Source organism: Agrobacterium sp. a22-2 (assembly GCF_012276985.1).
In the GTDB taxonomy this organism is placed as follows: Bacteria; Pseudomonadota; Alphaproteobacteria; order Rhizobiales; family Rhizobiaceae; genus Allorhizobium.
Genome location: NZ_JAAXMM010000018.1, coordinates 103,997 through 126,305 on the forward strand (window position 1 = coordinate 103,997; position 22,309 = coordinate 126,305).

Consider the following 22,309-nt stretch of genomic DNA (forward strand, 5'->3'; position numbering starts at 1 on the left):
GGGCAGGACCAGAGATGACCGCACAGAAAGAATTCTTCGATTGGGCCGACCCGTTTCGCCTGGAAGAGCAATTGACCGACGAAGAACGCATGGTGATGAAGACCGCGCATGATTACGCGCAGGATTGTCTGGCACCCCGCGTTCAACACGCCTTCCGCAACGAGAGCACCGATCCGGCAATCTTCCGCGAAATGGGTGAGCTTGGCCTGCTGGGCGCGACCATCGCCCCGGAATACGGTGGCGCCGGCCTTGGCTGTGTCGCCTATGGCCTGATCGCTCGCGAGGTCGAGCGCATCGACAGCGGCTACCGCTCGATGATGAGCGTGCAATCCTCGCTGGTCATGGTGCCGATCGAAGCCTTTGGCTCCAAAGAGCAGAAGCAGAAATACCTGCCCAAGCTCAGCAGCGGCGAATGGATCGGCTGTTTCGGCCTGACCGAACCCAACCACGGCTCCGACCCCGGCTCGATGATCACCCGCGCCACGGCCGTCAAGGGCGGCTACAGCCTGAGGGGTGCCAAGACCTGGATCACCAATTCGCCGATCGCCGACGTCTTCGTCGTCTGGGCCAAGACCGAAGACGGCGTGATCCGCGGCTTCATCCTCGAAAAAGGCTGGAAGGGTCTTTCGGCCCCCGCCATCCACGGCAAGGTCGGTCTCAAGGCCTCGATCACCGGCGAGATCGTCATGGAAGACGTCTTCGTCCCGGAGGAAAACCTGCTGCCGCACGTCAAGGGCCTGAAAGGCCCGTTCACCTGCCTGAACTCAGCCCGCTTCGGCATTGCCTGGGGTGCCTTAGGGGCCGCCGAATCCTGCTTTGCCACGGCCCGGCAATATGTGCTCGACCGCCAGCAGTTCGGCCGGCCGCTGGCCGCCAACCAATTGGTCCAGAAGAAGCTCGCCGACATGCTGACCGACATCTCCCTCGGCCTGCAGGGTTGCCTGCGGCTTGGCCGGATGAAGGAAGACGGCCATCCGCCAGTGGAGCTCACCTCGATCCTGAAGCGCAATTCCTGCGGCAAGGCGCTGGCGATCGCCCGCGAGGCGCGCGACATGCTGGGCGGCAACGGCATTTCCGACGAATTCCCGATCGCCCGCCATCTGGTCAATCTGGAAGTGGTCAACACCTATGAGGGCACCCACGACATCCACGCGCTGATCCTCGGTCGGGCGATTACCGGCATCGCCGCCTTCGCAAACTGAGGAGCGCCACCCGTGTTCACCACCACGCGCCGCCTGAGTTTTGGAGATTGCGATCCTTCCGGCATTGCCTATTTCCCGACCTATCTGAACCTGCTGGTCGGAGCGGTCGAGGACTTCTTCGAAAGCATCGGCTCGCCCTGGACCACCATGATCGGCGAGCGGCGCATCGGCACGCCGACGCTGAAGCTGGACCTCACCTTCCTGAAACCCGGCCTGCATGGAGACAGGCTGGATTTCACCATGCGGCTGATCCGCATCGGCAATTCCTCGATGGACCTCGAGCATGAGGTTCTCTCGAAGGGCGAGGTGCTCTGGAAGGCAAGCCACAGGCTCGTCGCCACCTCGCTCGAAACCCACAAGGCCTGTCCGTGGCCGGACGATATCCGCGCCGCACTGATGACCCATCTGGAGACCAAGAATGCATAAAATACTGCAACCCGAGGGTTGGGCGAAGCCGATCGGCTATTCCAACGGCATCGAGGCACGCGGCCGCACCGTTTTCGTCGGCGGACAGATCGGCTGGAATGGGCAGGGACAGTTCGAAACCGACGATTTCGTCGGCCAGGTCCGCCAGACCCTGGTGAACATAGTCGCCATTCTCGCCGAAGCCGGCGCCGGTCCGCAGCATATCACGTCGATGAACTGGTATTTCACCGACAAGGCGGAATACCTCGCCAACCTGCGCGGTCTGGGCGAAGCCTATCGCGAGGTGATCGGCCGACATTACCCGGCCATGGCCGCCGTCCAGGTTGTGTCGCTGGTCGAAGACCGTGCCAAGATCGAAATCCAGGCAACAGCCGTCATCCCGGACTGAGCGGAGCATAGACATGGCGGAGCACCAAGCCGACAGCGAGCCGCGTACGGATTTTTCGTCCACCGTATCCGGACAGATGCAGAACCGCGTTTTGGTCGTCACCATCGACAATCCGCCGGTCAACGCGATCTCCGCCGAGGTTCGCAGCGGATTGATGGCCGCATTGGCCCATCTCGCCCAAACGCCTGATGCCACGGCCATGGTTCTGACCGGTGCCGGCCGGACCTTCATTGGTGGCGCCGATATCCGCGAATTCGGCAAACCGCCGGTCGACCCGATCCTGCCGACGGTGATTGCAGCGCTGGAAGCCTCCGACAAGCCTGTCATTGCGGCTCTGAACGGTGCCGCACTCGGCGGCGGCCTGGAGGTGGCGATGGCCTGCCATCGGCGGATTGCTGTCCGCACTGCATCGCTCGGCCTGCCCGAAGTCAAGCTCGGCATCGTGCCTGGCGCCGGCGGCACGCAGATGCTGCCGCGCCTGGTCTGCGCCATTCCGGCGCTCGGCATGATCGCCAGCGGCAAGCCGGTCCCGTCCGCCGAAGCGCTGACCATCGGCCTCGTCGACGATGTCTCCGGCAGCGAGCTGATTGGCGACGCCATCGACATGGCACTATGTCCCAATAGCATTTCCCCCCGTCGTACGTCGCAACTGGCGCTGCCCGCGTTCGATACCGCGACCTATGAGACGGAGGTTCAAAAGATCCTGAAGAAGGCGCGCGGTGAGCGGGCTCCGGCAGAGGTCGTGCGGCTGGTCCGCCTGGCCATGGAAGTCCCGTTCGCCGAAGGTCTGGCGGAGGAGCGCGCCACCTTCCTTCGTCTGCGCGACAGCGAGGAAGCCGCAGCCCTTCGCCATGTCTTCTTTGCCGAACGCTCGGCCGGCAAGGTCGACGGGCTGGAGGCCACCCCCTTGACGCTTGCGACCATCGGCATTGCCGGAACCGGACTGATGGGATGCGGCATCGCGGTTGCAACCCTTGCCGCCGGCTACGACGTCATAGCCCTCGACCAGACCGTGGAGGCGGCCGAAAAGGGCCGAGACCGCATTGCGGGCCTTCTCGCCCAATCGGTCAAGTCGGGCCGCCTCGCGCAGGCCGATGCCGACGCACAGCTGTCCCGCCTCACCGTGACAGCCACAATCACCGACATGGCACCGGCAGATCTGGTAATCGAAGCCGTGTTCGACGATCTCGACGGGAAGATCGACCTGTTCCGCCGGCTGGATGACGTGCTGCGGCCGGATGCCATTCTGGCGACCAATACCAGCTATCTCGATCCGGATACCATCGCGGCCGCGACCGCCTTTCCGACCCGCGTGGTTGGCCTGCACTTCTTCTCGCCGGCCCATATCATGCGGCTGGTCGAAGTGGTGCGCTGCGCCAAATCCACCGATACGGCGCTGGCAACCGCACTTGCCTTTGCCCGAAAGATCAGGAAGCTGCCGGTCGTCACCGGCGTCTGCGAGGGATTCATCGGCAACCGCATCTTCTCGGCCTACCGCTCGGAGGCCGAACGGCTGATCGAGGAAGGCGCCCTGCCGCAGGATATCGACCGGGCGATGGAAGACTACGGTTTCCCGATGGGCCTGTTTGCCGTCTACGACATGGCAGGCCTTGAGATCGCCTGGGCGCGGCGCAAGCGCCAAGCCGCCACCCGCGATCCTCTTGCTCCCTATTTCGAAATCCCCGACCGCCTCTGCGAAGCCGGCCGGTTCGGTGCCAAAAGCGGCCGCGGCTGGTATGTCTACCCAGACGGCAAGAGATCCGTCGACCCTGATGTGACCGCCATGATCGAGGCCTATCGCCTCGAAAAAGGGCTGACAGCGCGCCTCATCGACGACGCGGAGATCATCCAACGTCTGCTGGCCGCGATGGCGCGCGAAGGCGACGCACTGCTCGCCGAGGGCATTGCGGCCCGCCCCGGCGACATCGATATCGTGCTGGTCAACGGCTACGGCTTCCCGGCCCGCAAGGGCGGACCGATGTTTGCCGCCTCAAGATAACCACCGAAGGAACAGAGAGATGACTGACCCCGCTGAACCTCAAGGTGAGTTGACGCTTAGAACCCTTGCCATGCCGGGCGATGCCAATCCGGCCGGCGATATTTTCGGCGGCTGGGTTATGGCTCAGATGGACCTTGCCGCCGGCATCCGCTCCGCCGAGCGCGCCAAGGGCCGTATCGCCACCGTCGCGGTCAAGGAAATCACCTTCAAGCTGCCGGTGAAAGTGGGCGATACCCTGTGCATCTACACCACCGTCAGCCATACCGGCCGCACATCGATGACGCTTTACGTGGAGTGCTGGGTTCGTCGGGCAATATTCCGAGCGGCGCGAGAAAGTCACCGATGCGAGCTTCGTCATGGTGGCGCTGGACGAAACCGGCAGGCCGCGGCCCTTGCCTGAAGCGTAAAGCTGGGCCGTCCAAACGCTGAGTCCGGCGCCCGCGGTTTCGTTCTTCGCCTATCGCGTCTTCTCGGCCTTGAACCGCTTTTCGAGCATGCCGACCAGGCGCACCATCGGCCAGAGGCAGATGATGTAGACAAGGGCGGCGCCGATCAGCGGCGTCGGATTGGCATGCAGCGCCTGCGCATCGGTCGCTTCCTTGAGCAGTTCCGGCAGAGCGACAGCGGAAGCGAGCGATGTATCCTTGAACATCGACACGCAATTGCTGGTCGTCGGCGGTATGACGATACGCATGGCCTGCGGCAGCACGACCTTTCGAAGCGTCACCATGAAGGGCAGGCCAAGGGCCGCGGCGGCCTCGAACTGGCCCCGCGGCACGCTCTCGATGCCGGACCGGAACACTTCCGCCGAATAGGCGGCCATCACCATCGAAAAGGCGATGACCGCCGATGACCAGGACGACAGGCGGATGCCGACGAAAGGCAGCGCATAGTAGATCAGGATCAGCACGACCAGCACCGGCGCGGCACGGAATATGTCGATATAGCCAACCGTGATGTATCGAAGCGGCTTGGGGCCATAAAGCCGGACAAGTCCGATCACCAGGCCGAAGGACACGCCGGCGATGATGCTGAGCACGCCGAGGATCAGCGTATTCCACAAGCCGCGCAACAGGGCCGGCAGGCTGGACCACAGGACGTCCGAGTTGAAGAAGGTTTCGACGAGCGACATCTTGAAGTTCCCGTGCAGAGATCCGAGCCAGACAAAAAAGGCGCGAGTGGCAGAGTGGCCAGCCCGCGCCCGCTATGCGCCAATCCGATCAGCCCTTCGGGATCGGCATTTCGGTGATCGTGGCGGAGCCGGCCGGGGCGTCGCTTCCAAACCACTTCTTGTGGATCGCAGCCATCGTGCCGTCCTTCTTCATCTCGCTCACCGCGGCGTTCAGCTTGTCGAGCAACGGATGGTCCTTGGTCATCATCAGGCCATACTGCTCGCCGGTCTTGATGCGCTCCTTCACGGCATAGCCCTTCATCTTCAGGAACAGATACTCCATGCCCGGCACGTCGCTGATCACCGCATCGACGCGACCGGCGCCAAGATCAAGCATCACGTCCTGCTGGCTGTTATAGCCCTTGACGTCGGCGAATCCGTAGGTCGCCTGGTTGTCCTTCGACCATTTTTCGCCGGTCGAACCGGAGAGAACGCCGATGATCTTGCCCTTCAGGTCGGCCAGGCCCTTGACCTCGCTGGCCGCCATGGCCGCCACACCCATGTCGGCATCGTAATAGGGCTGCGTGAAGGACTGCGATTGCAGGCGCTCCGCCGTGATGGTGATCGACGAGATCGCCACGTCGATACGCTTCGAACTGGTGCCGGCAAACAGCGCCTGGAAACCGTAATCGGCAAACTCCGGCACCATGCCGATGCGCTTGGCCGCTTCGGTGGCGATATCCACTTCGAAGCCTTCGAAGGTTCCGCTGGCATTCTTGTATTCGAAGGGCGGATTGCTGGGATAGGAGCCGATGTTGAGGGCATCGGCGGCATGGGCCGCAAAGCCCATGCCGGTCATGCTGATCGCTGCGGCAAATGCCAGGATCTGGCGGCGTAAAATGATCATTGTTGTTCTCCCTCTGTGTATGACCCGCACGCGCCTCCCGCATGCAGGTCGGCAGCGCCCCGTTGGACGCCGTTACTTCATTGCCCCGACCATGCGATCGAGGGATGTCTCGATCTGCTGGCGGTCGCGGAAGATGCACATGCGCAGAAAAGCCCGGGACGAATCGCCGAAGAGGTAACCGGGCGCCAGACCAACCCGTGCCGTTTCCAGAATGCGCGCGCAGACGGCCCGTGCGTCGGTTTCGCCCTCCAGCGCAAAGAAGGCATACATGCCGCCACGCGGCTTTTCCGGCAGGATGATGCCGGGAATGGCCGACAGGCGGTCGTAGGCGAGATCAAGCCCCGACTTGATCCTCTGCCGGATGTCCGCCACCAGCGGCTCGCCATCCCGCAGCGCCGCCACGGCCCCTGCCTGGATCATGCCGGCGGTTCCGCTGTTGATATACTGGGTCATCGCCGCAACCTGATCGGCCACGCCGGTCGGATGGCTCAACCAGCCGATGCGCCAGCCGGTCATCGCCCAGGCTTTGGAAAAACTATTGATGGAGATGACGCGGTCCTCGTCCTCGGCAAGCTGCAGGATCGATGGCGCTACCCTTCCCTCGAAGTAAAGGCGCCCATAGACCTCATCCGAAATGATCCAGATGCCGGTCCGCCGGCTGAAATCCAAAAGCGCCTGCATCTCCTCGCGGCTCGCCGTCCAACCCGTCGGATTGGACGGCGTCGACAGGAAGATCGCCCTTGTCCGGGCATCGCAGCGCTCAAACAGCTTGTCGAGATCCAGCCGCCAGTCTGTATCGAAGTCCAGCGCCACCGGCCGCGGCTCTCCGCCGATCAGGTGAATGGCGTTGTGGATATTCGGCCATTGCGGCGCGACATAGACGACATTGGTGCCGAGATCGACCAGCATCTCGAGCGCCAGGTAGAGCGCCTGCATGCCACCGGGGGTCACCGTCGTGCGACGCACCGAAATCGGCCGGCCATGCAACTCCGACTGATAGGTCGATAGCGCTTCGTTCAGCGGATCGAGGCCGCGCATGTTGGGAATGTAGAATGTCAGCCCTTCATCGAAAGCTGCCTTGGCCGCGTCGCGGATGAAGGCCGGCGTCACCACATCGCCCTCGCCATACCAGAGCGGAATGACGTCCCCGAGTTCACGCGCCCGTGTCGCAAGTTCGGCGATATTTTCCGTGTGGAGATCGCGGATCTGCGGCCTGATGCCCTCGAACGACCAACGGGCACTCAACGGTTCGTTGGCGATCTGATGAGGCTGAATGGACATCGCGACTAACCTTCTCTTTCTTGCAGCATCGAGCCGGAGAGCGTCGCGAGCCGTTCCCAAAAGGATCCTGGCAAGACCGATCGAAGCCGAGGGATCGAACGAACGACGGGTATTGAGCCCGAACGAGATCGACCCACCGCTCTCTCCTCGGGATCACTTGATCACAAGATATTTTAAAGCTCAACTAAATTTCTGTGACACGATCATTCGATTTGGTGATGCCGTACTGGCTTTGAAAGCCGCTCACAGAAACGGCCCCCCTTTCCTGCAAGCGGGGCGCCGTTTCAGGCGGCGCCCCGGGTCGATCGATCGGAACCGATCGGTTTGGTCAATGCCGGCTTACTTGATTTCGGCCTTGAGCTTCGCCACGTCGTCGGTGGTCATTTCGCCTTCCGTGGCAACGACGCCATCGACAATCTTCCACAGGCGGAATGGGCCGGTGATGTCGCCATACTGGTCGAACAGCACCGGGCCGATGACGCCTTCGTAACGGATGGTCTTGCCGTCCTTGATCAGGCCGAGCGCCTTGGTGAACTCGTCCTTTCCGGCATAGATCGGCGTGCCCTTCGGGTCGACGACCTTGAAGATCGCATCCTTGATGGCAGCCGGATCCTGCGAGCCGGCAGCGGCAATGGCGAGACCAACAATGGCGCCGGCGTCATAGGACCGGTCGGCGGCCGGTGCCGACGGATCGATACCGGAGAAATCCTTGTAATTGACATTGAAATATTCCGTCGATGCCGTCGGGCTGGTGCCAGACGACGTGCCATAGGCTTCCTTCAGATACTCGGCACCGACCGCCTCGATGAAATCAGGGCTGTTCATGCCGTCGTTCAGCAGGAATTTCTGGACGCCGCCCTGGGAAATCCAGGTGCGGGCAATCGTTGCGCCATCGACCGGATAGCTGATGAGATAAAGTCCGTCGGGCTCGCCGCCCATGGCGGCGGTGACTTCCGACTGATAGCTCGACTGCTTTTCGTTGTAAGGCGTCTGCGAGACGATTTCGCCGCCGAGCGCCTTATAGGCACGGGCGAATTCCTGCACCATGTTGACACCGAAATCGTTGTTCACATGGATGATGGCCAGCTTCTTGAAGCCCTTGTCGATGGCATATTTGGCAGCCGCCACACCCTGCAGGGCATCCGACGTGATCGTGCGGAAGAACATGCCATTGGTCTTTCCGTCGCGGCCAAGCGCCGTCAGCGTCGGCGAGGACGAGGCCGGCGAAACCTGGACGATCTTCGCCGGCGCCGTGACCGACGTCAGGATCGGGATCGACACGGACGAGATGATGCCGCCGATGATCACCGGCACCTTCTTCACCTGCACCAGCTGTGTTGCCGCATCGACCGCGACATTGCCCTGGCTCTGGCTGTCGCGGGTATCAGTCACCAGGTCGCAGCCGAGCGCACCCCCGGCGGCGTTGAGATCGCGAAAGGCCATCTCGACGGATTTTGCGCCGGCCTGGCCGTATTCGCCGGCCGGTCCCGTCAATTCCATCACCATGCCGACGGTGATCTTGCAGTCTGCAGCATTGGCCGCATCGGCCGCGGCAACCAGTGCCAGCGCCGTCGTCATCTGAAGTAGCGTTTTTTTCATGCTCGTTCCCCTTGGCTTAAAACCGATGATCTCTTGCTTGCTTTGGCCTGTCAGTCGTCCGGCATCTGCACCCAGGTTTCGTGCAGATGCCGCCATTCGACGCCGTGCGGCGCCGATGAACTGGTTGTGAAAAGCGCGCTGGCCTGGCGGCGGCTGGATTTTCCGGCCCGCACCTGCGCCTCAATGTAAGTCATCACGATCGTATCGGCACTCTCCCAGCCCGAACGGACCGTCTCGATGTCGATCGTGAAATTGCCGTTGAACGTCGCACGGTTGGAGCGGATCAGTTCGATCGTTTGTGTCCTGTCGAACACCCGGCCGGTCGGCGGGATCATGTGGAACCCCTGCCCGAACACCTGCTCGCAGCGGCCGAAATCCGTACGGTCGGCCGTCGCCGCGTCGTACCAGGAAACGAAGAAGCGATGAAAATCGAGAATCTCGGCGCTGGCGCGCTCGAACAAGGTCATGGTCAGATCTTTCCGGCGTTCAGGTTGTAGTGCATGATCGAGCCATGGCGCCCGGTACGGTCGCGCTCCAGCGTGTAGACATCGCCCAGCGGACCGGAGCTTTGGGCAATGACCGCCTCGATCTGCTGACGATCATCATCACTCAGCACGATATCCATGATCGCCGCATTGGCCAGCGCATGCGCCTGGTTGCGCGCGCCGATGATGACGGCTGCCACCTGAGGCTGATTGAGAACCCAGGCGCTGGCGATCGTGGCGATATCGCAACCATGCCGATCCGCCACGGTTCGCAACGTCCGCAGCAAGGTCTGAAACAGCGACCAGCCGCCGAAGTCGTCGATGATCAGCTTGTATTTCACCAGAGATCGGTTTTCGAGCGGCATGTCCGGCTCCGGCTGCCCAAGCCAGCGATCGCTGAGAAACCCGCCGGCAACCGAACCGTAGCAAAGGAACGAGACGCCGTTCTCGGCGGCAAGAGTGGCCAGCTTATAGGTGGCACGCTGGTCCAGCACCGAATACTGGAGCTGCTGGCTGACCAGCGGGATGCCGGCACCAAGGATCTCGGCGACATGCGGCGTGTCGAAATTGGTCGTCCCGACATTGCGCACCTTGCCTTCGTCGCGCATCTCGCTGAGCCAGCCCATCGCGTCCAGGTAACCGGAAAAGGCATAATCCCACCAATGGAACTGCACCAGATCGAGCCGCTCGGTCTTCAGCCGCCTTAGCGACTGCTCGACGATGCCGCGAATATAGTCGCGGTTCATGCGCGACAGCATATCGAGATCGGGTACCAGCTTGGTATGCACCTTCATCTGCGCGGCCGCTTCGGCGCCCCGCTGATCAGCCAGCTTCAGACGCGTTGCCCCGATCAGTTCCTCGACGCCGGTATAGATGTCGGCACAGTCATAGGTGGTGATGCCGGCATCGAAAGCGGCAATCAGGTCGTCCACGGCCTGATTCTTGTCGACGGCGCCATGACCGCCGGCCAATTGCCATCCGCCCCGGATGACGCGGGAAATCCGGTAACCGGGCGATAGTTCGAAGGTCTTGCCGTTCATTTATTCACTCTCCTTGGGCAACGGTACGGCCGTTGTCTCCGCATGGCTGAAACGGCGCGTGCCGAGACGCACGATCTTCAGTCTGCTGGCGCAATGGGGATCGGGACAGGCGATCTCGGCATCCGAAGTCATCCAGTCGTTCTTGTGGGTCGGCCGCTGCTTGGCCGCCAGAAGCGGCAGGACGGCCGAGATCGAATAGATAGAAAACCCCTGGCCAGCCGGCATGGACAGCATCTCGCCCTTGAGTTCGAAATAGTCGCCCGGCTTGGCGCCGCAATAGATCGGCTTGCCTTCGGGGATCACCGCCTCGACGCGAAGGTCGTAAAGCTCGAAACCGTCATCCACTGGTTCGTCGGGCATGTCAGGCCTCGCCGCGCGAAAAGCGGACGTCGCAGGCACCGTTGCGGCGGATCACCCCGCAGGCTTCGGCCAGATGCGCCCGGTCTTCCGGCGCCACCTGCCCGACGACGCTGCCGGCCAGCCAGCCGATCGGAAATAGCATGCGCGCACCAGGGCCATAAAAGATGCCGATATCGAAAATCGCGTTCGGGCTGCCACCCCACATGCGCGCAGGCACATAGCTGAGCACGATATCGCCCGGCTGCGGCGTCAGGGTCGCATTCTCGGCCGGCAGGGCCTTTGCGTAAGCAGTGCCTTCCAGATGGGCAGCGGGAATCGGGCAGGAAATCTCAGGCCCGGTCCACATTGCATGCAGCCCCGGCACGACACGCGGCTGCGCCAGATAGTCCCAGAAGAAGGCGGCGTTTTCCGGCGCCTTTTCCGCAGCAAGGGCGAACTTGACGGAGAGGCCGGAACGCGCCTCGCCGATGGTGATGAAGCGCTGGGTCATTCTGTATCCTCTTCAGGCATGTCGTGAGGCAGGAGTTTTTCCCGCAGAAAGGCAAAGGGCCGGCTGATATCGGCGATCAGCGCCTCGCGTGCAGCCGCGCAATCGCGTGCATCCAGCGCCGTGACCATCGCCCGGTGGAAATGCGCCACATCGGCACCGGCCACTTTCGAACCGGCCTCGGAAAAGGCGTAGGCCGCGACGCGGGTGCAGGGGCCGGATTGCAGCCACAAGCTTTCGATCATCGGAATCAGCACCGTCGAGCCGCTGCAGCGATAGATCTGGAAATGGAATTTCTGGTTCAGCGTCACTTCGCGGTCAAAATCGCGCTTCTGGCTGAGCGAACGCACCTCATCCCATTCGGCGAGAATGTCTTTGACCATCGACAATTCCCGTGGCGTCATGCGCTGAGCCGCCAGGGAAATGGCCTCGCCTTCAATGAGAATGCGGGTGCGCAGCAGATCGTCGAGGCGCTCCAGAGTGACCGGCGGCACACGAACCGAGCGGTTCGGCAGCGCCTCGACCGCCTTTTCGCTGACCAGCCGGCCCAGAGCTTCTCGCACCGGCATGGTGCTGGTCATCATGGCATCGGCGAGGCCGCGAATGGTCAGCACCTGGCTCGGCTCGAACAGGCCGCAGATCAGCGCGCGGCGCAGTTCCGCATAGACCCGGTCCTGCACGGTTTCGCGCTCGATCGGCAGGAGCTGGGGGCCTGTCGGCTCAGAAAGCCTGCCGGTGACATTCTTTTGCATGAAGCCCTCTTTGTGCTTGCACGATAATTTAAACCTAAATAATTTGATCAATGCAAGTGTGATCACAGATCAAGAAAAAGAAAAATAGATTTCCGCCAGAGGAACAAGATGAGTGCCATTCCAGACCCGCCGCTGTCCGCCGGACCCGCCGTGCTTCAGGTGCGCAATGTCGTGAAACGATATGGCGGCATGGCCGCGGTCGACGACGTTTCCTTCTCGGTCCATGACGGCGAGATCCTCGGCCTGATCGGCCCGAACGGCGCCGGCAAGACGACCATGTTCGACCTTCTGGCCGGCAGCGTGCCGCCGACGGCCGGGCGGATCCTGCTGAATGGTGCCAATGTCTGCGACGAACCGGCCCATCGCCGCATTTCCCGCGGCCTCGGCCGTACCTTCCAGATCCCCCGCCCCTTTCCGGACCTGAGCCTGCTCGACAATGTGATGCTGGCCGGGCAGGACCAGGCGGGCGAACGGCTGCTCGGCAATTTCCTCACACCGCGCAAGGTGGCGGCCGAAGAGCGCGCCGCCCGGCAGAAAGCCATGGATCTGTTGGACCTGGTATCGCTGACCCGCCTTGCGGAGGAGCCGGCAAGGATCCTCTCGGGCGGCCAGCGCAAGCTTCTGGAACTGGCCCGCGTCATGATGGCCGATCCGAGGATCATCCTGCTCGACGAACCGGCTGCCGGCGTCAATGCGACCCTGCTGGAAGTCATCATCGACCGGATCCGCGAGATCAATGCGCGCGGCATCACCTTCCTGCTCATCGAACACAATATCGATATGGTCTCGCGCCTCTGCCACCGTGTGCTGGTGATGGCGAGCGGCCAATTGCTCTGCGAGGGACGCCCGGACGAAGTCGCCCGCGACCCCCGCGTCATCGAGGCCTATCTTGGAGGGACCGCCGCATGAGCGAAACCGTCCTCCTCGTCAAAGACCTCGTCGCCGGCTATGAGCCCGGCCTGTCGATCGTGCGCGGCACGTCGATCCGCGTCGTCAGGGGTGAGATCGTCGTGGTGCTCGGCCCGAACGGTGCCGGCAAGTCCAGCTTCATCAAGGCGATCGCCGGACTGGTGCCGATCACCTCCGGCAAGGTCATGCTGGATGGCGCCGACATCACCGCCGCCCCGGCCCACAGCATGGTGCGACTTGGCCTTGCCTTCGTGCCGCAGACCGAAAACATCTTTCCGCTGATGAGCATCGAAGACAATCTGAAGGTCGCCGGCGGCATTCTTCCGCCGCGTCTGCTCCCCGAGCGGATTGCAGAAATGTATGCGCTCTTTCCCGATCTCGCCGAACGGCGGAAGACGGCGGCCGGGAACCTCTCAGGCGGACAGCGGCAGATGCTGGCGGTCGCCCGCGCGCTGATCGTCCATCCCAAAGTGCTGGTGCTCGACGAACCGTCGGCCGGCCTGTCGCCGAAATTCGTTGGCATGGTCTTCGAGATGCTCGCCTCGATCCGCAAGACCGGCGTGACGATCCTGCTCGTCGAGCAGAATGCCAAGGCAGCCCTTGCCATCGGCGACCGAGCGTATGTGCTGGTCGAAGGCAAGGACCGCCACGAAGGCGTGGCCTCGCAATTGTGGAACGATCCAGTGGTCGCCGAACTCTATCTGGGTCAACGCGCCAAGACGGCACAGGGAGGTGCGGCATGAACCTGCAATTCATCGTCGACGGATTGCTGACCGGATCGATGATCGGCCTTGGTGCCATCGGCGTCACGTTGACCTATTCGATCCTGCGCTTTTCCAATTTCGCCCATGGCGACCTGATGGCCTGGGGCACCTATGCGACACTGGCCGTGGTCACCGCTATCGGCGCCATCGTCGGCAAGGTGGCGCCGATCGGCCCGCTCTCCTTCGGCTGGCCACTGATTATAGCCCTTGTGGCCGGCATGGCCTTCACCGGCCTGCTGGCCGTCACCCTCGACAAGATCCTCTTTTCCCGCATCCGCTCGAAAGGCCAGTCGATCATCGTCGTCATGGCCAGCTTCGGCGCCTCCATGGCACTGCGCAGCCTGCTCGAATTCATGTTCACCTCGAAACCGGCCTATTTCAGCCGCGGCATCCAGATCGCCATGCCGGTCGGGCTTGGCATTCGCATCACGCCCGACCAGATCGTACTGCTGCTGCTGACCGTCGTGCTGGTCGTCGGCGTACATCTGATCATGACCCGGACCCATTCCGGCCGTTCCATGCAGGCCGTCAGCCAGAACCCGGCGCTCGCCCGCGTCGTCGGCATCGACGTCGCCAAGGTGGTGCGCATCACCTGGCTGCTCGGCGGGGCGCTGGCCTGCGTCGCCGGTGTGATGATCGGCGTTCTCGTGCAGGTTCGCCCGCTGATGGGCTTCGACATGCTGCTGCCGATCTTTGCAGCTGCCATCCTCGGCGGCATCGGGAGCGTGCCCGGCGCCGTGCTCGGCGGGCTGATCATCGGCCTGGCGGAAGCCGGGGCCGTCCAGCTGATCGGCGCAGAATGGCGGGCCGCAGTCTCGTTCATCCTGCTGATGGCAGTGCTTTTCATTCGGCCGATCGGCCTGTTCGGCGTGAGGGAACGATAATGGATCTTGTAAGCTACGGCGCCTTCTTCATGACGACGGCCCTGATCTTCTCGCTGATGAGCCTTGGGCTCAACCTGCAATGGGGCCTGACGGGACTGTTCAATGTCGGCCTCGCCGGTTTTGTCGCCATCGGTGCCTACACCTCCGCCCTGGTGACGACCCCGGACGATCCCGCCCGTTTCGGCGGCCTGGACCTGCCGATCGCCATCGGCTGGATGGCCGCCATGCTGACGGCAGGCATTGCCGCTGCGATCGTCGGCGCAGCGACGTTGCGGCTCAAATCCGACTATCTGGCAATCACCACCTTCGGCGTTGCTGTGGTGGTGCAGCTGGTTGCGCTCAATGCCCAGAGCGTGACCGGCGGTCCGTTCGGCATCGGCTTCATTCCGCGCCCGTTCGGCGAGCTTGCCGATACGCCGCTCGCTTTCAATCTGGTCAACCTGGCAGTCGTCGGCGGCGTCACATTGCTGGCCTATCTGGCACTCGAGCACCTGGCCCGCAGCCCCTGGGGACGCGTGCTGAAGGCGCTGCGCGAAGACGAACGCGCCGCGGTATCGCTTGGCAAGAGCGCCCGCTTCTATCGCATCCAGGCCTTTGCCGTCGGCGGCGCGATCATGGGACTGGCCGGCGCTGTGCAGGCCCATTTCATCGGTTTCATCGCCCCGGAAAACTACCTGCCGACGCTGACCTTCCAGGTCTGGGTCATGCTGATCGTCGGCGGCTCCGGCAGCAACAAGGGCGCGATCCTCGGCAGCATCGTCGTCTGGGCGATCTGGGTCGCCTCGGGAGCATTGACCAGTGCGCTGGCTCCGGTCGAACATCAGGCTCGCGCCGCCGCCCTGCAGATCGTTGCCATCGGTGTCATGCTCTGCCTGATCCTGCTGGTCAAGCCAACCGGCCTCTTCGCCGGCATCCGCCGCCGCAAGCCGGTAGGCAACCCGCCACTCGAGGACGCGGAGCAGAAAAACCCAGCATAAATACCGCAAACAGAGGCGGCCGATTGGCCGCCTTTTTCATGGAACCGAATGTCTGCGGACGATCAGGCTTGCGCCTTTTCCGTCTCGCTGATCGACTCGCGCACGACGCCATACTGGCTGCCCCAAGCATCGGTCATCGCGCAGCGGATATCCCAGAGCTCGGGGAAAAACCGGTGGCGGGCGCCGGCCTGCAGCAGATCGACCGGGCGACCTTTGAGCGATTTCGAGCCAAGGCCGATCGACCGATGGATCAGGTAGACGTGGTTGGCCCGGAATTTCTGGAACAACTCGTCATATTCGATCAGCGCCTCGGCAACGACATAGCTGTCGCAATGGCTGTATTTGGTATCGTAGACGTCTTCGACCGTCAGGCCGCGCCCGTCGAGATAGGCCGACTTGAAGCCCTGCCAGAGATCCGGCGGCATGCGCAGCAAAAACTTAAAGCCGGGCGACTCCTGGCCGCTGCCATTGCCGAGCTGCAGGCGGATTTCCTGATATTCCTTCGGCGACATGGTCTCCAGCAAATCGAGCTGCTGGGTCATCATGCGCATCAAACGGTGCACGCGGCCCATCAAGGTAACGACGCGGTGCGTATCCTGCTTTTCCATGTAGTCGAGCACGTCGACCAGCGTATAGGCCATCAGCTTCATCCAAAGCTCTTCGACCTGGTGCACGATCTGGAATTGCAGCTCGTCGGCATTGGCCATCTCGGCCAACGGCTTTTGACAGGTCAGCAGCTTGTCGCATTGCAGATAGACCCCGTAGTCGCGCATCTCAGGCGCTTCGATACGGGCATGATACTCTTCCTTTTGCATCGGCCGTTCCTTTGTTCCCGGCCACGTCAAAAGAGCCGGTTCATTGTTTCCGAGCTGATAATAGGCAATTTTCCGCTGAACATTGTTTCTCTTTGTTGTTCGAAATCCCATTCTGGAGATACGATCACTTCACAGATGCAGTCATGATGGAACGGTGTGCCATGAACGCCATAGACAAGAAGATCATCCAGATCCTGGAAGCCGATGCGCGGATCTCCTTCGCAGCACTTGCCGAGCAGACCGGGCTCAGCAAGTCGCCCTGCTGGAAAAGGGTCAAGGCGCTGGAAGATACAGGCGTGATCCGCAACTACGTGACGCGGCTCGACCCGGCCAAGCTGGGTTTCGGCGTCGAGGCCTTCGTGCAGGTGTCGATCGATTTCGAACTGTCGGACGCCTTCGAGACGTCGGTGCGCCATCACCCGCTGATCTGGCGCTGCCACGCCACGACAGGCGATGCGGATTATCTGCTGCACATCATCGCCGCAGACATGGCGGCCCTCGACACGCTGCTGCGCCAGGAACTCTGTCGCCTGCCCGGCGTGCGCCGGACAGTCACCGCCATGGTGACCCGGGAAATCAAGGGCGACATCTCGCTGGCAGAAGCCGCCCGCCACGCAGGCCTCGGCTAGAGCGTCCCCGCTGACGAGACGGCCTGCTGCCATTTCCGGTGATAGGCGGCAAGATCCAGGGATGACGCGATGTGGCTGTCGCGACCAGGTGGCGGCTTGCAGCCGGCCAGCAGAGCCGCACCTTGCGCCGTTCCGGTCGGCGCGCCATCGGCTAGCACGATGACATCGCGGCCGGCGATCGACGCCAGCGCCCTCAGATAGAGGTCGTTTCGGCAGAACGGACCTTCCACCACGATCGGCCCGTCGGCATGCAGCAGCTCGAGGCAGGCATGCGTCATCATCGCCACGTAAAGCGAGGCTGCCGCATGATGCTCGGCCGGACTGGCCGGTACGCCCAGCCATTGCATGCGATGCCCAGGATAGGGCCCAGACCCTTCGACGACATTGGGCAACACCATCAGCGAGCGCCCGATGACACCGGAGAGGACCGCATCGACCTCAGCCGGATCTGGTGTCTCGATATCCTTCGTCAGCGTCTCGAACTCCCGCCCGCCCATGAAGCGTGCCGAGGGCACGGGCTTGCCGAAGGCAGCGACATTGGCCAGCGTATCGCGGGCCGGGTCGAGCCCGACGATCGGGCTGCCGACCGCAAAACTGACCACCCAGGTACCGGTCGAGACCACCGAAAACGGTGCTTCGCGACGGATCAGATGCGGCAGCAGCGAAGCATTGGAATCGTGAATGCCGCAATGGACGGGCATGTCGCCGGCAATCCCGGTCTGCTTGGCGATCTCCGGCAGCACCACGCCCAGCGCCTCGAAGGCCGAATGCACCGGCGCCATCAGATCGCGAATGCCGAGACGATCGACCAGCGCAGAATAGTCGCTGGCTTCCGGACGCCAGAGATCCGTGTGGCAGCCCAGCGACGTCACTTCATTGGCAGCGACGCCGGTCAGGCGGAAGGCCCAGTATTGCGGATAGGTGAGGATCGTTGCGGCCCGCGCGAAAGCATTGGGAAATGCGGTCTTCTGATAATGCAGCTGCGCACCGACATTGAGGCCCATGGCCAGGCGCGGCGAAAAGGTCTCGGTGAAATCAGGACGCACTGCGTCATAGGCGGCGCGGATCTCGTCTGGATACTCCTGCTCGTAATCGAGGACCGGCAGAGCAAGACCGCCATCCTCCGTCAGCAGAACGGCGCTCGCGCCATGGGTGGTAATGGAAATCGCATCGAAACCGGGCGTCTTTGCAAACGCCTTCAGCGATTCCAGCAAGAATGCCCAGAGCGCATCGATATCGTAGTGTTGATAGGGCGGGCCGGGCAGCACGCGGTTCGGCATGCGCCGTGCGGCGATCTCCGCGCCGGTCTCCACGTCAAGCACCACCAGCTTGGCATTGGTCTTGCCGATATCGAAGACGGCGACCCGTTCCAGCGACGCCGCGCTCATGGCAGATGAAAGACCGTGACGAGATCGATGGCAATGGGTGAATTGTCGGGATTGCTCGCCATGATATCGGCCATGTGCGCCCACCAGCGCTTCATGACAGGATGATGGGGCAGATCGGCCATGCCATGGACCTTGGGCCGAGTCAGCACGCCGAACAGAATATTGGTCTCGCGGTCGAGATGGATCGAATAGTCCGAGACGCCGGCCTCATGTAGCAGCGCCACGAGCTCCGGCCAGATCTCGTCATGGCGCTTCCTGTATTCCGCTTCCATGCCGGGATGAAGCTGCATCTTGAAAGCGTGCTTTTCCAGGTCTGCCATCAACCGGCCCTCGAATTCTTGATGCGCCGCGCCACGATCGGCAGGGCAATGGTGATGATCAGCAACAGGCCGATGAAGATCGACATGACGATGCCCGGCACGTTCAGCAATCCAAGGCCGAAGGTCACCAGACCCATGACGAAGGCGGCGATCACCACACCGACGATGGTTCCGGCCCCGCCAAGGATCGACACGCCGCCGAGCACGACCATGGTCACCACTTCCAGTTCCCACCCTTGAGCGATCGACGGCCGCGTTGAGCCAAGGCGGGAGGTCAGGCAGACCGCCGCGATGCCGCTCATCAGCCCGGTCAACAGGAACAGGATGAACTTAACCCGCTCGACCGGGATCCCTGAAAAGCGCGCAGCAAAGGGATTGTTGCCGATCACATAAACCTGGCGGCCGAAATTGGTCTTGTGCAGCAGCACGGCAAAAAGTGCTGCAATCACCAGGAACAGCACGAATTCGAAGGAGAACACCCAGAACACATAGCCCTGGCCGAAGAAAGCGAAGTCCGCCGGATATTTGCCGAAGGCCTGATCGCCCAGCACGATATAGGAAATGCCGCGGAACAGGCTCATCGTGCCGATGGTGACAACGATCGACGGAAGTTTCAATCCGGCCACCAGAATGCCATTGAACGCGCCGCAGAGCAGTCCGACTGCAATCCCGATCGCCACCAACCCAGGCGTGCCAACGCCCATCTGCACCGCATAACCCATCGCGGTAGAGGCAAGAGCAATAATGGCCGCCACCGACAGGTCGATTTCACCGGATATGATCAGCAGCGCCATGGCGAAGGCAATCATCGCCTTTTCGGTGAAATTGAAGGTCGCGTCGGACAGGTTCCAGGCATCGAGGAAATACGGGGAGGCCAGAGAATTGGCGATGAAGATCAGCACCGCCACGCCGAACAGCAGCACCTCCCAGCTTGCCATGACGCGGGTGAAGGGCGTGCCGAGCCGATCCGGAATGGCGCGTTTTTCGCGGGGTTCGGTCTTTGCGAGCGTCATGCCGTCACCTCGTTCGTCTTGTCCTTTGCCGCACGGTCCCGAAGGATGATCCGGCCTTTCTTGCGCTCGGCCCGGGCATTGAACACCACGGCCAGAACGATCACCACCCCGGAAATCGCCATCTGCGCGAAAGGTGATATGCCGATCACCGGCAGGGCATTCTTGATCACGCCCAGGAACAGCGCCCCCAGCACCGTACCAATGACGGAACCGATGCCACCGGCAATGGAGATGCCGCCGATCACGCAGGCCGCGACGCTGTCGAGCTCAAACCCGGCAGCGATGTCCACATAAGCAACCGCGTAGCGCGACACCCAGAGATAGCCGCTGAGGCCTGCCAGCCCGCCAGACAACACGAAGGCCAGAAAGCGTGCCCGCCCGACATCGATGCCGGCATAGATCGCGGCCGTCGGATTGCCGCCCGTCGCATAGGCCGAACGGCCGAAGGGCGTACGGGTCAGCACGAACCAGATGGCAAGGACAATGGCGATCGCCACCCAGGAGAGAATGGGCATGCCGAGCACGCTGATGCGCGGAAAATTGAGGAAGGTCGGCGACATCTGATGGGCATTGACCCAGCTGCCGCCCGACAGCACGAACGCCATGCCGCGATAGATGGTGAGCGTACCAAGCGTCACGACGATCGGCGGGATCTGCAAGGCCCAGACCAGGAAGCCGTTGATGCTGCCCAGCAGCGCGCCGATGGAAATCGCCATGACGATCAGCACGGCAAGCGGCATGCCGGGAAACGCCGCATCCGTCATCGCCACGGCCATGCCGGTAAAGGCGAGATTGGCGGCAACCGAAAGATCGATCGATTTCGTCAGGATGACCGTCATCTGGCCGAGCGCCAGAATGATCAGGATCGAGGTATCGTTGAAGATAGTGGCGAGATTTCCAGGCGCTGCGAAATTCGGCGCGCGCGTCGAAAAGCCGAGGATCATCGCCACGATGATCAGACCCAGCAGCAGTTCGCGATTTTTGAAGAGCCGTTGCATTGTCTATTCCTTACGCATTGCCGGTCGCGGCGCGCACCAGCGTCTCGGCGGTCAGGCCTTCGCGCGGGTAGATGCCGCCGGCCAGGCCCTCGTGCATCACCATGACGCGATCCGACATGCCGAGAATTTCCGGCAGTTCGGACGAGATCATGATAATCGACAGGCCTTCGCTGGCGAGTTCACTGATGAAGCCATGCACGGCGGCCTTGGAACCGATATCGATGCCCTTGGTCGGCTCGTCGAGAATGATCACCTTGGGCGCCGTCGCCAACCATTTGCCGATCACCACCTTCTGCTGGTTGCCGCCGGACAGCGTGCCGACTGGCACCGAAAGGGCTGCGGCACGCAGGTCGAGCCGCTCGGCATATTTGCGCGCCAGCGCCAACTCGTTGAGCGCCCGCAGGAAACCGCGCGCCGAGGTCCGCGCCAACGAAGGCAGCGAGATATTCTGGTAGATCGGCATGTCCAGCGCCAACCCGTGGCGACCACGCTCTTCCGGCACATAAACGATGCCGGCGGCAATCGCATCGGCCGGCGAACGGATCTCGATCGGCCGGCCCTCGAGCGTCAACCTGCCCGAAGCCGGGCGGGTAATGCCGAACAGCGACTGGCAAAGCTCAGAGCGCCCCGCCCCGATCAGGCCGTAGACCCCGAGGATTTCGCCCTGCTTCAGCTCGAAGGAGATATTGCGAAATTCGGTTTCGTGGCAGTAATTCTCGACCGACAGAACGGTCTTGCCGATGGCAACCTGGATCTTCGGAAAGACGTCATGCACATCGCGACCGACCATCAGGCGGACGATCTCGTCCTGCGGCGTTTCCTTCAGCCGACCGCTGCCGACCATGCGACCATCGCGGAACACGGCATAGTTTTCCGCAATTTCATAGACTTCGTCGAACTTGTGGCTGATGAACAGGATCGCCTTGCCGCGAGCCTTCAGCCCCTCAACGATGCGGAACAGGTCGTCGATCTCCTTGCGCGACAAAGCCGCCGTCGGCTCATCCATGATGACGATGCGCGCCTCCACCGACAGCGCCCTGGCAATTGCCACCAGATGCCGCTGGGCGATCGACAGGTCTTTGAGGCGGATGGTCGGGTCGATGGTGCTTTCGAGCTGCAACAGCAGTTCGCGCGATTTGGTGTATATGGTCTTCCAGTCGATCAGGCCGAACCGGGTGCGCGGCGCATGGCCGAGAAAGATATTCTCGCCGACGGTCAATTCGTCGAACAGCACGGTTTCCTGGTGAATCGCCGTGACACCGGCATCGATCGCCGCCTGCGCGCTGGCAAAGCTCATCACTTGGCCGTCGATCAGGATCTCGCCTTCGTTGGGTCGATAGATCCCGGTCAGGATCTTCACCAGCGTCGACTTGCCCGCGCCGTTCTCGCCTATCAGAGCGGTGACCTGTCCGGGATACAGCGCAATGCTGACCCCATCCAGTGCCTTGACGCCCGGAAAGATCTGCGAAATGCCGCGCATTTCGAGGATTGGCGTGTCGGTCGGCAAGGCGGCGGCCTGTAATGTTTGGGTCTGAACGGTCATTATCCGGCTTTGCTTCAAAGCCCTCCCCACCC

The 22,309-nt window shown here is 62.3% G+C and carries 24 protein-coding genes and 1 pseudogene; 10 read left to right on the top strand and 15 right to left on the bottom strand.

Going from position 1 to position 22,309, the window contains the following annotated elements; genetic code table 11:
- Positions 1-14 precede the first annotated feature (14 nt).
- The 5 genes and pseudogenes from HFC70_RS23405 (at position 15) to HFC70_RS23425 (ending at position 4,422) form a co-directional block, all read left to right on the top strand.
- Positions 15-1,202, top strand: coding sequence for an acyl-CoA dehydrogenase (locus tag HFC70_RS23405; protein WP_168475717.1), 1,188 nt, complete (start codon positions 15-17; stop codon positions 1,200-1,202).
- 12 nt (positions 1,203-1,214) lie between these two features.
- On the top strand, positions 1,215-1,628 hold the full coding sequence (locus HFC70_RS23410; RefSeq protein ID WP_168475718.1) for a thioesterase family protein: 414 nt from the start codon (positions 1,215-1,217) through the stop codon (positions 1,626-1,628).
- The gene (locus HFC70_RS23415; protein ID WP_168475719.1) at positions 1,621-2,016 is read left to right on the top strand and encodes a RidA family protein; all 396 of its coding nucleotides are present in this window, start codon (positions 1,621-1,623) and stop codon (positions 2,014-2,016) included. Before HFC70_RS23410 ends, HFC70_RS23415 begins: the two co-directional genes overlap by 8 nt.
- A gap of 13 nt (positions 2,017-2,029) precedes the next feature.
- Positions 2,030-4,015 carry a 3-hydroxyacyl-CoA dehydrogenase NAD-binding domain-containing protein gene (locus HFC70_RS23420; protein ID WP_168475720.1) on the top strand — a complete coding sequence of 662 codons (1,986 nt, stop codon included), beginning with the start codon at positions 2,030-2,032 and terminating at the stop codon, positions 4,013-4,015.
- Between the two features lie 19 nt (positions 4,016-4,034).
- A pseudogene (locus tag HFC70_RS23425) lies at positions 4,035-4,422 on the top strand (acyl-CoA thioesterase).
- 50 nt (positions 4,423-4,472) lie between these two features.
- Here the strand turns inward: HFC70_RS23425 and HFC70_RS23430 are convergent.
- The 9 genes from HFC70_RS23430 to HFC70_RS23470 all read right to left on the bottom strand — a co-directional run bounded on the left by HFC70_RS23430 (position 4,473) and on the right by HFC70_RS23470 (position 12,037).
- Positions 4,473-5,147 carry an amino acid ABC transporter permease gene (locus tag HFC70_RS23430; RefSeq protein WP_168475721.1) on the bottom strand — a complete coding sequence of 225 codons (675 nt, stop codon included), beginning with the start codon at positions 5,145-5,147 and terminating at the stop codon, positions 4,473-4,475.
- Between the two features lie 88 nt (positions 5,148-5,235).
- Entirely contained in the window at positions 5,236-6,033 is a 798-nt protein-coding gene (locus HFC70_RS23435) for an ABC transporter substrate-binding protein (RefSeq protein ID WP_168475722.1), read from the bottom strand.
- Positions 6,034-6,105: 72 nt separating this feature from the next.
- Positions 6,106-7,314 carry a pyridoxal phosphate-dependent aminotransferase gene (locus tag HFC70_RS23440; RefSeq protein WP_168475723.1) on the bottom strand — a complete coding sequence of 403 codons (1,209 nt, stop codon included), beginning with the start codon at positions 7,312-7,314 and terminating at the stop codon, positions 6,106-6,108.
- A 339-nt stretch (positions 7,315-7,653) separates the two neighbouring features.
- Positions 7,654-8,913 (bottom strand): ABC transporter substrate-binding protein, encoded by a 1,260-nt coding sequence (locus tag HFC70_RS23445; protein ID WP_168475724.1) that lies wholly within the window; start codon positions 8,911-8,913, stop codon positions 7,654-7,656.
- Between the two features lie 50 nt (positions 8,914-8,963).
- Positions 8,964-9,380, bottom strand: coding sequence for a hypothetical protein (locus tag HFC70_RS23450; RefSeq protein WP_168475725.1), 417 nt, complete (start codon positions 9,378-9,380; stop codon positions 8,964-8,966).
- A gap of 2 nt (positions 9,381-9,382) precedes the next feature.
- A complete protein-coding gene (locus tag HFC70_RS23455; protein ID WP_168475726.1) occupies positions 9,383-10,438 on the bottom strand; it encodes an aldo/keto reductase in 1,056 nt (351 codons plus the stop codon).
- Positions 10,439-10,798, bottom strand: coding sequence for a TIGR04076 family protein (locus HFC70_RS23460; protein WP_168475727.1), 360 nt, complete (start codon positions 10,796-10,798; stop codon positions 10,439-10,441).
- 1 nt (position 10,799) lies between these two features.
- A complete protein-coding gene (locus HFC70_RS23465; RefSeq protein ID WP_168475728.1) occupies positions 10,800-11,288 on the bottom strand; it encodes a DUF3830 family protein in 489 nt (162 codons plus the stop codon).
- Positions 11,285-12,037 carry a GntR family transcriptional regulator gene (locus HFC70_RS23470; RefSeq protein WP_168475729.1) on the bottom strand — a complete coding sequence of 251 codons (753 nt, stop codon included), beginning with the start codon at positions 12,035-12,037 and terminating at the stop codon, positions 11,285-11,287. Before HFC70_RS23470 ends, HFC70_RS23465 begins: the two co-directional genes overlap by 4 nt.
- A 108-nt stretch (positions 12,038-12,145) precedes the next feature.
- Here HFC70_RS23470 and HFC70_RS23475 point away from each other — a divergent pair, with 108 nt between their 5' ends.
- The 4 genes from HFC70_RS23475 to HFC70_RS23490 are packed head-to-tail and all read left to right on the top strand — an operon-like array spanning position 12,146 to position 15,571.
- Complete coding sequence (locus HFC70_RS23475; RefSeq protein ID WP_168475730.1) at positions 12,146-12,946, top strand: ABC transporter ATP-binding protein; 801 nt, start codon at positions 12,146-12,148, stop codon at positions 12,944-12,946.
- Complete coding sequence (locus tag HFC70_RS23480) at positions 12,943-13,689, top strand: ABC transporter ATP-binding protein (RefSeq protein ID WP_168475731.1); 747 nt, start codon at positions 12,943-12,945, stop codon at positions 13,687-13,689. Before HFC70_RS23475 ends, HFC70_RS23480 begins: the two co-directional genes overlap by 4 nt.
- On the top strand, positions 13,686-14,594 hold the full coding sequence (locus HFC70_RS23485; RefSeq protein WP_168475732.1) for a branched-chain amino acid ABC transporter permease: 909 nt from the start codon (positions 13,686-13,688) through the stop codon (positions 14,592-14,594). The genes HFC70_RS23480 and HFC70_RS23485 overlap by 4 nt, the downstream gene beginning before the upstream one ends.
- Positions 14,591-15,571, top strand: coding sequence for a branched-chain amino acid ABC transporter permease (locus HFC70_RS23490; protein WP_168475742.1), 981 nt, complete (start codon positions 14,591-14,593; stop codon positions 15,569-15,571). Before HFC70_RS23485 ends, HFC70_RS23490 begins: the two co-directional genes overlap by 4 nt.
- 62 nt (positions 15,572-15,633) lie before the next feature.
- Here the strand turns inward: HFC70_RS23490 and HFC70_RS23495 are convergent, their stop codons facing one another.
- Positions 15,634-16,386 carry a tryptophan 2,3-dioxygenase family protein gene (locus HFC70_RS23495; protein WP_168475733.1) on the bottom strand — a complete coding sequence of 251 codons (753 nt, stop codon included), beginning with the start codon at positions 16,384-16,386 and terminating at the stop codon, positions 15,634-15,636.
- A 161-nt stretch (positions 16,387-16,547) separates the two neighbouring features.
- Here HFC70_RS23495 and HFC70_RS23500 point away from each other — a divergent pair, with 161 nt between their 5' ends.
- Positions 16,548-17,015: an Lrp/AsnC family transcriptional regulator gene (locus HFC70_RS23500; RefSeq protein WP_246735927.1), complete on the top strand. Its 468-nt coding sequence runs from the start codon at positions 16,548-16,550 to the stop codon at positions 17,013-17,015.
- Here HFC70_RS23500 and HFC70_RS23505 read toward each other — a convergent pair.
- The 5 genes from HFC70_RS23505 to HFC70_RS23525 are packed head-to-tail and all read right to left on the bottom strand — an operon-like array spanning position 17,012 to position 22,277.
- Entirely contained in the window at positions 17,012-18,403 is a 1,392-nt protein-coding gene (locus HFC70_RS23505; RefSeq protein ID WP_168475734.1) for an FGGY-family carbohydrate kinase, read from the bottom strand. The two genes, HFC70_RS23500 and HFC70_RS23505, sit on opposite strands and share 4 nt — an antisense overlap.
- Positions 18,400-18,723: an L-rhamnose mutarotase gene (rhaM, locus tag HFC70_RS23510; protein WP_168475735.1), complete on the bottom strand. Its 324-nt coding sequence runs from the start codon at positions 18,721-18,723 to the stop codon at positions 18,400-18,402. Before rhaM ends, HFC70_RS23505 begins: the two co-directional genes overlap by 4 nt.
- On the bottom strand, positions 18,723-19,736 hold the full coding sequence (locus HFC70_RS23515) for an ABC transporter permease (RefSeq protein WP_168475736.1): 1,014 nt from the start codon (positions 19,734-19,736) through the stop codon (positions 18,723-18,725). Before HFC70_RS23515 ends, rhaM begins: the two co-directional genes overlap by 1 nt.
- On the bottom strand, positions 19,733-20,734 hold the full coding sequence (locus tag HFC70_RS23520) for an ABC transporter permease (protein ID WP_168475737.1): 1,002 nt from the start codon (positions 20,732-20,734) through the stop codon (positions 19,733-19,735). Before HFC70_RS23520 ends, HFC70_RS23515 begins: the two co-directional genes overlap by 4 nt.
- A 10-nt stretch (positions 20,735-20,744) precedes the next feature.
- On the bottom strand, positions 20,745-22,277 hold the full coding sequence (locus tag HFC70_RS23525; RefSeq protein ID WP_168475738.1) for a sugar ABC transporter ATP-binding protein: 1,533 nt from the start codon (positions 22,275-22,277) through the stop codon (positions 20,745-20,747).
- Positions 22,278-22,309: the final 32 nt, after the last annotated feature.

What these genes read in the sequence shown, in the direction of transcription:
- HFC70_RS23405 (WP_168475717.1), top strand. Translation starts at nt 15, where the DNA reads ATGACCGCACAGAAAGAATTCTTCGATTGGGCCGACCCGTTTCGCCTG.
- HFC70_RS23415 (WP_168475719.1), top strand. Translation starts at nt 1,621, where the DNA reads ATGCATAAAATACTGCAACCCGAGGGTTGGGCGAAGCCGATCGGCTAT.
- HFC70_RS23420 (WP_168475720.1), top strand. Translation starts at nt 2,030, where the DNA reads ATGGCGGAGCACCAAGCCGACAGCGAGCCGCGTACGGATTTTTCGTCC.
- HFC70_RS23430 (WP_168475721.1), bottom strand. Translation starts at nt 5,147, where the DNA reads ATGTCGCTCGTCGAAACCTTCTTCAACTCGGACGTCCTGTGGTCCAGC.
- HFC70_RS23435 (WP_168475722.1), bottom strand. Translation starts at nt 6,033, where the DNA reads ATGATCATTTTACGCCGCCAGATCCTGGCATTTGCCGCAGCGATCAGC.
- HFC70_RS23440 (WP_168475723.1), bottom strand. Translation starts at nt 7,314, where the DNA reads ATGTCCATTCAGCCTCATCAGATCGCCAACGAACCGTTGAGTGCCCGT.
- HFC70_RS23445 (WP_168475724.1), bottom strand. Translation starts at nt 8,913, where the DNA reads ATGAAAAAAACGCTACTTCAGATGACGACGGCGCTGGCACTGGTTGCC.
- HFC70_RS23450 (WP_168475725.1), bottom strand. Translation starts at nt 9,380, where the DNA reads ATGACCTTGTTCGAGCGCGCCAGCGCCGAGATTCTCGATTTTCATCGC.
- HFC70_RS23455 (WP_168475726.1), bottom strand. Translation starts at nt 10,438, where the DNA reads ATGAACGGCAAGACCTTCGAACTATCGCCCGGTTACCGGATTTCCCGC.
- HFC70_RS23460 (WP_168475727.1), bottom strand. Translation starts at nt 10,798, where the DNA reads ATGCCCGACGAACCAGTGGATGACGGTTTCGAGCTTTACGACCTTCGC.
- HFC70_RS23465 (WP_168475728.1), bottom strand. Translation starts at nt 11,288, where the DNA reads ATGACCCAGCGCTTCATCACCATCGGCGAGGCGCGTTCCGGCCTCTCC.
- HFC70_RS23470 (WP_168475729.1), bottom strand. Translation starts at nt 12,037, where the DNA reads ATGCAAAAGAATGTCACCGGCAGGCTTTCTGAGCCGACAGGCCCCCAG.
- HFC70_RS23475 (WP_168475730.1), top strand. Translation starts at nt 12,146, where the DNA reads ATGAGTGCCATTCCAGACCCGCCGCTGTCCGCCGGACCCGCCGTGCTT.
- HFC70_RS23480 (WP_168475731.1), top strand. Translation starts at nt 12,943, where the DNA reads ATGAGCGAAACCGTCCTCCTCGTCAAAGACCTCGTCGCCGGCTATGAG.
- HFC70_RS23485 (WP_168475732.1), top strand. Translation starts at nt 13,686, where the DNA reads ATGAACCTGCAATTCATCGTCGACGGATTGCTGACCGGATCGATGATC.
- HFC70_RS23495 (WP_168475733.1), bottom strand. Translation starts at nt 16,386, where the DNA reads ATGCAAAAGGAAGAGTATCATGCCCGTATCGAAGCGCCTGAGATGCGC.
- HFC70_RS23500 (WP_246735927.1), top strand. Translation starts at nt 16,548, where the DNA reads ATGAACGCCATAGACAAGAAGATCATCCAGATCCTGGAAGCCGATGCG.
- HFC70_RS23505 (WP_168475734.1), bottom strand. Translation starts at nt 18,403, where the DNA reads ATGAGCGCGGCGTCGCTGGAACGGGTCGCCGTCTTCGATATCGGCAAG.
- rhaM (WP_168475735.1), bottom strand. Translation starts at nt 18,723, where the DNA reads ATGGCAGACCTGGAAAAGCACGCTTTCAAGATGCAGCTTCATCCCGGC.
- HFC70_RS23515 (WP_168475736.1), bottom strand. Translation starts at nt 19,736, where the DNA reads ATGACGCTCGCAAAGACCGAACCCCGCGAAAAACGCGCCATTCCGGAT.
- HFC70_RS23520 (WP_168475737.1), bottom strand. Translation starts at nt 20,734, where the DNA reads ATGCAACGGCTCTTCAAAAATCGCGAACTGCTGCTGGGTCTGATCATC.
- HFC70_RS23525 (WP_168475738.1), bottom strand. Translation starts at nt 22,277, where the DNA reads ATGACCGTTCAGACCCAAACATTACAGGCCGCCGCCTTGCCGACCGAC.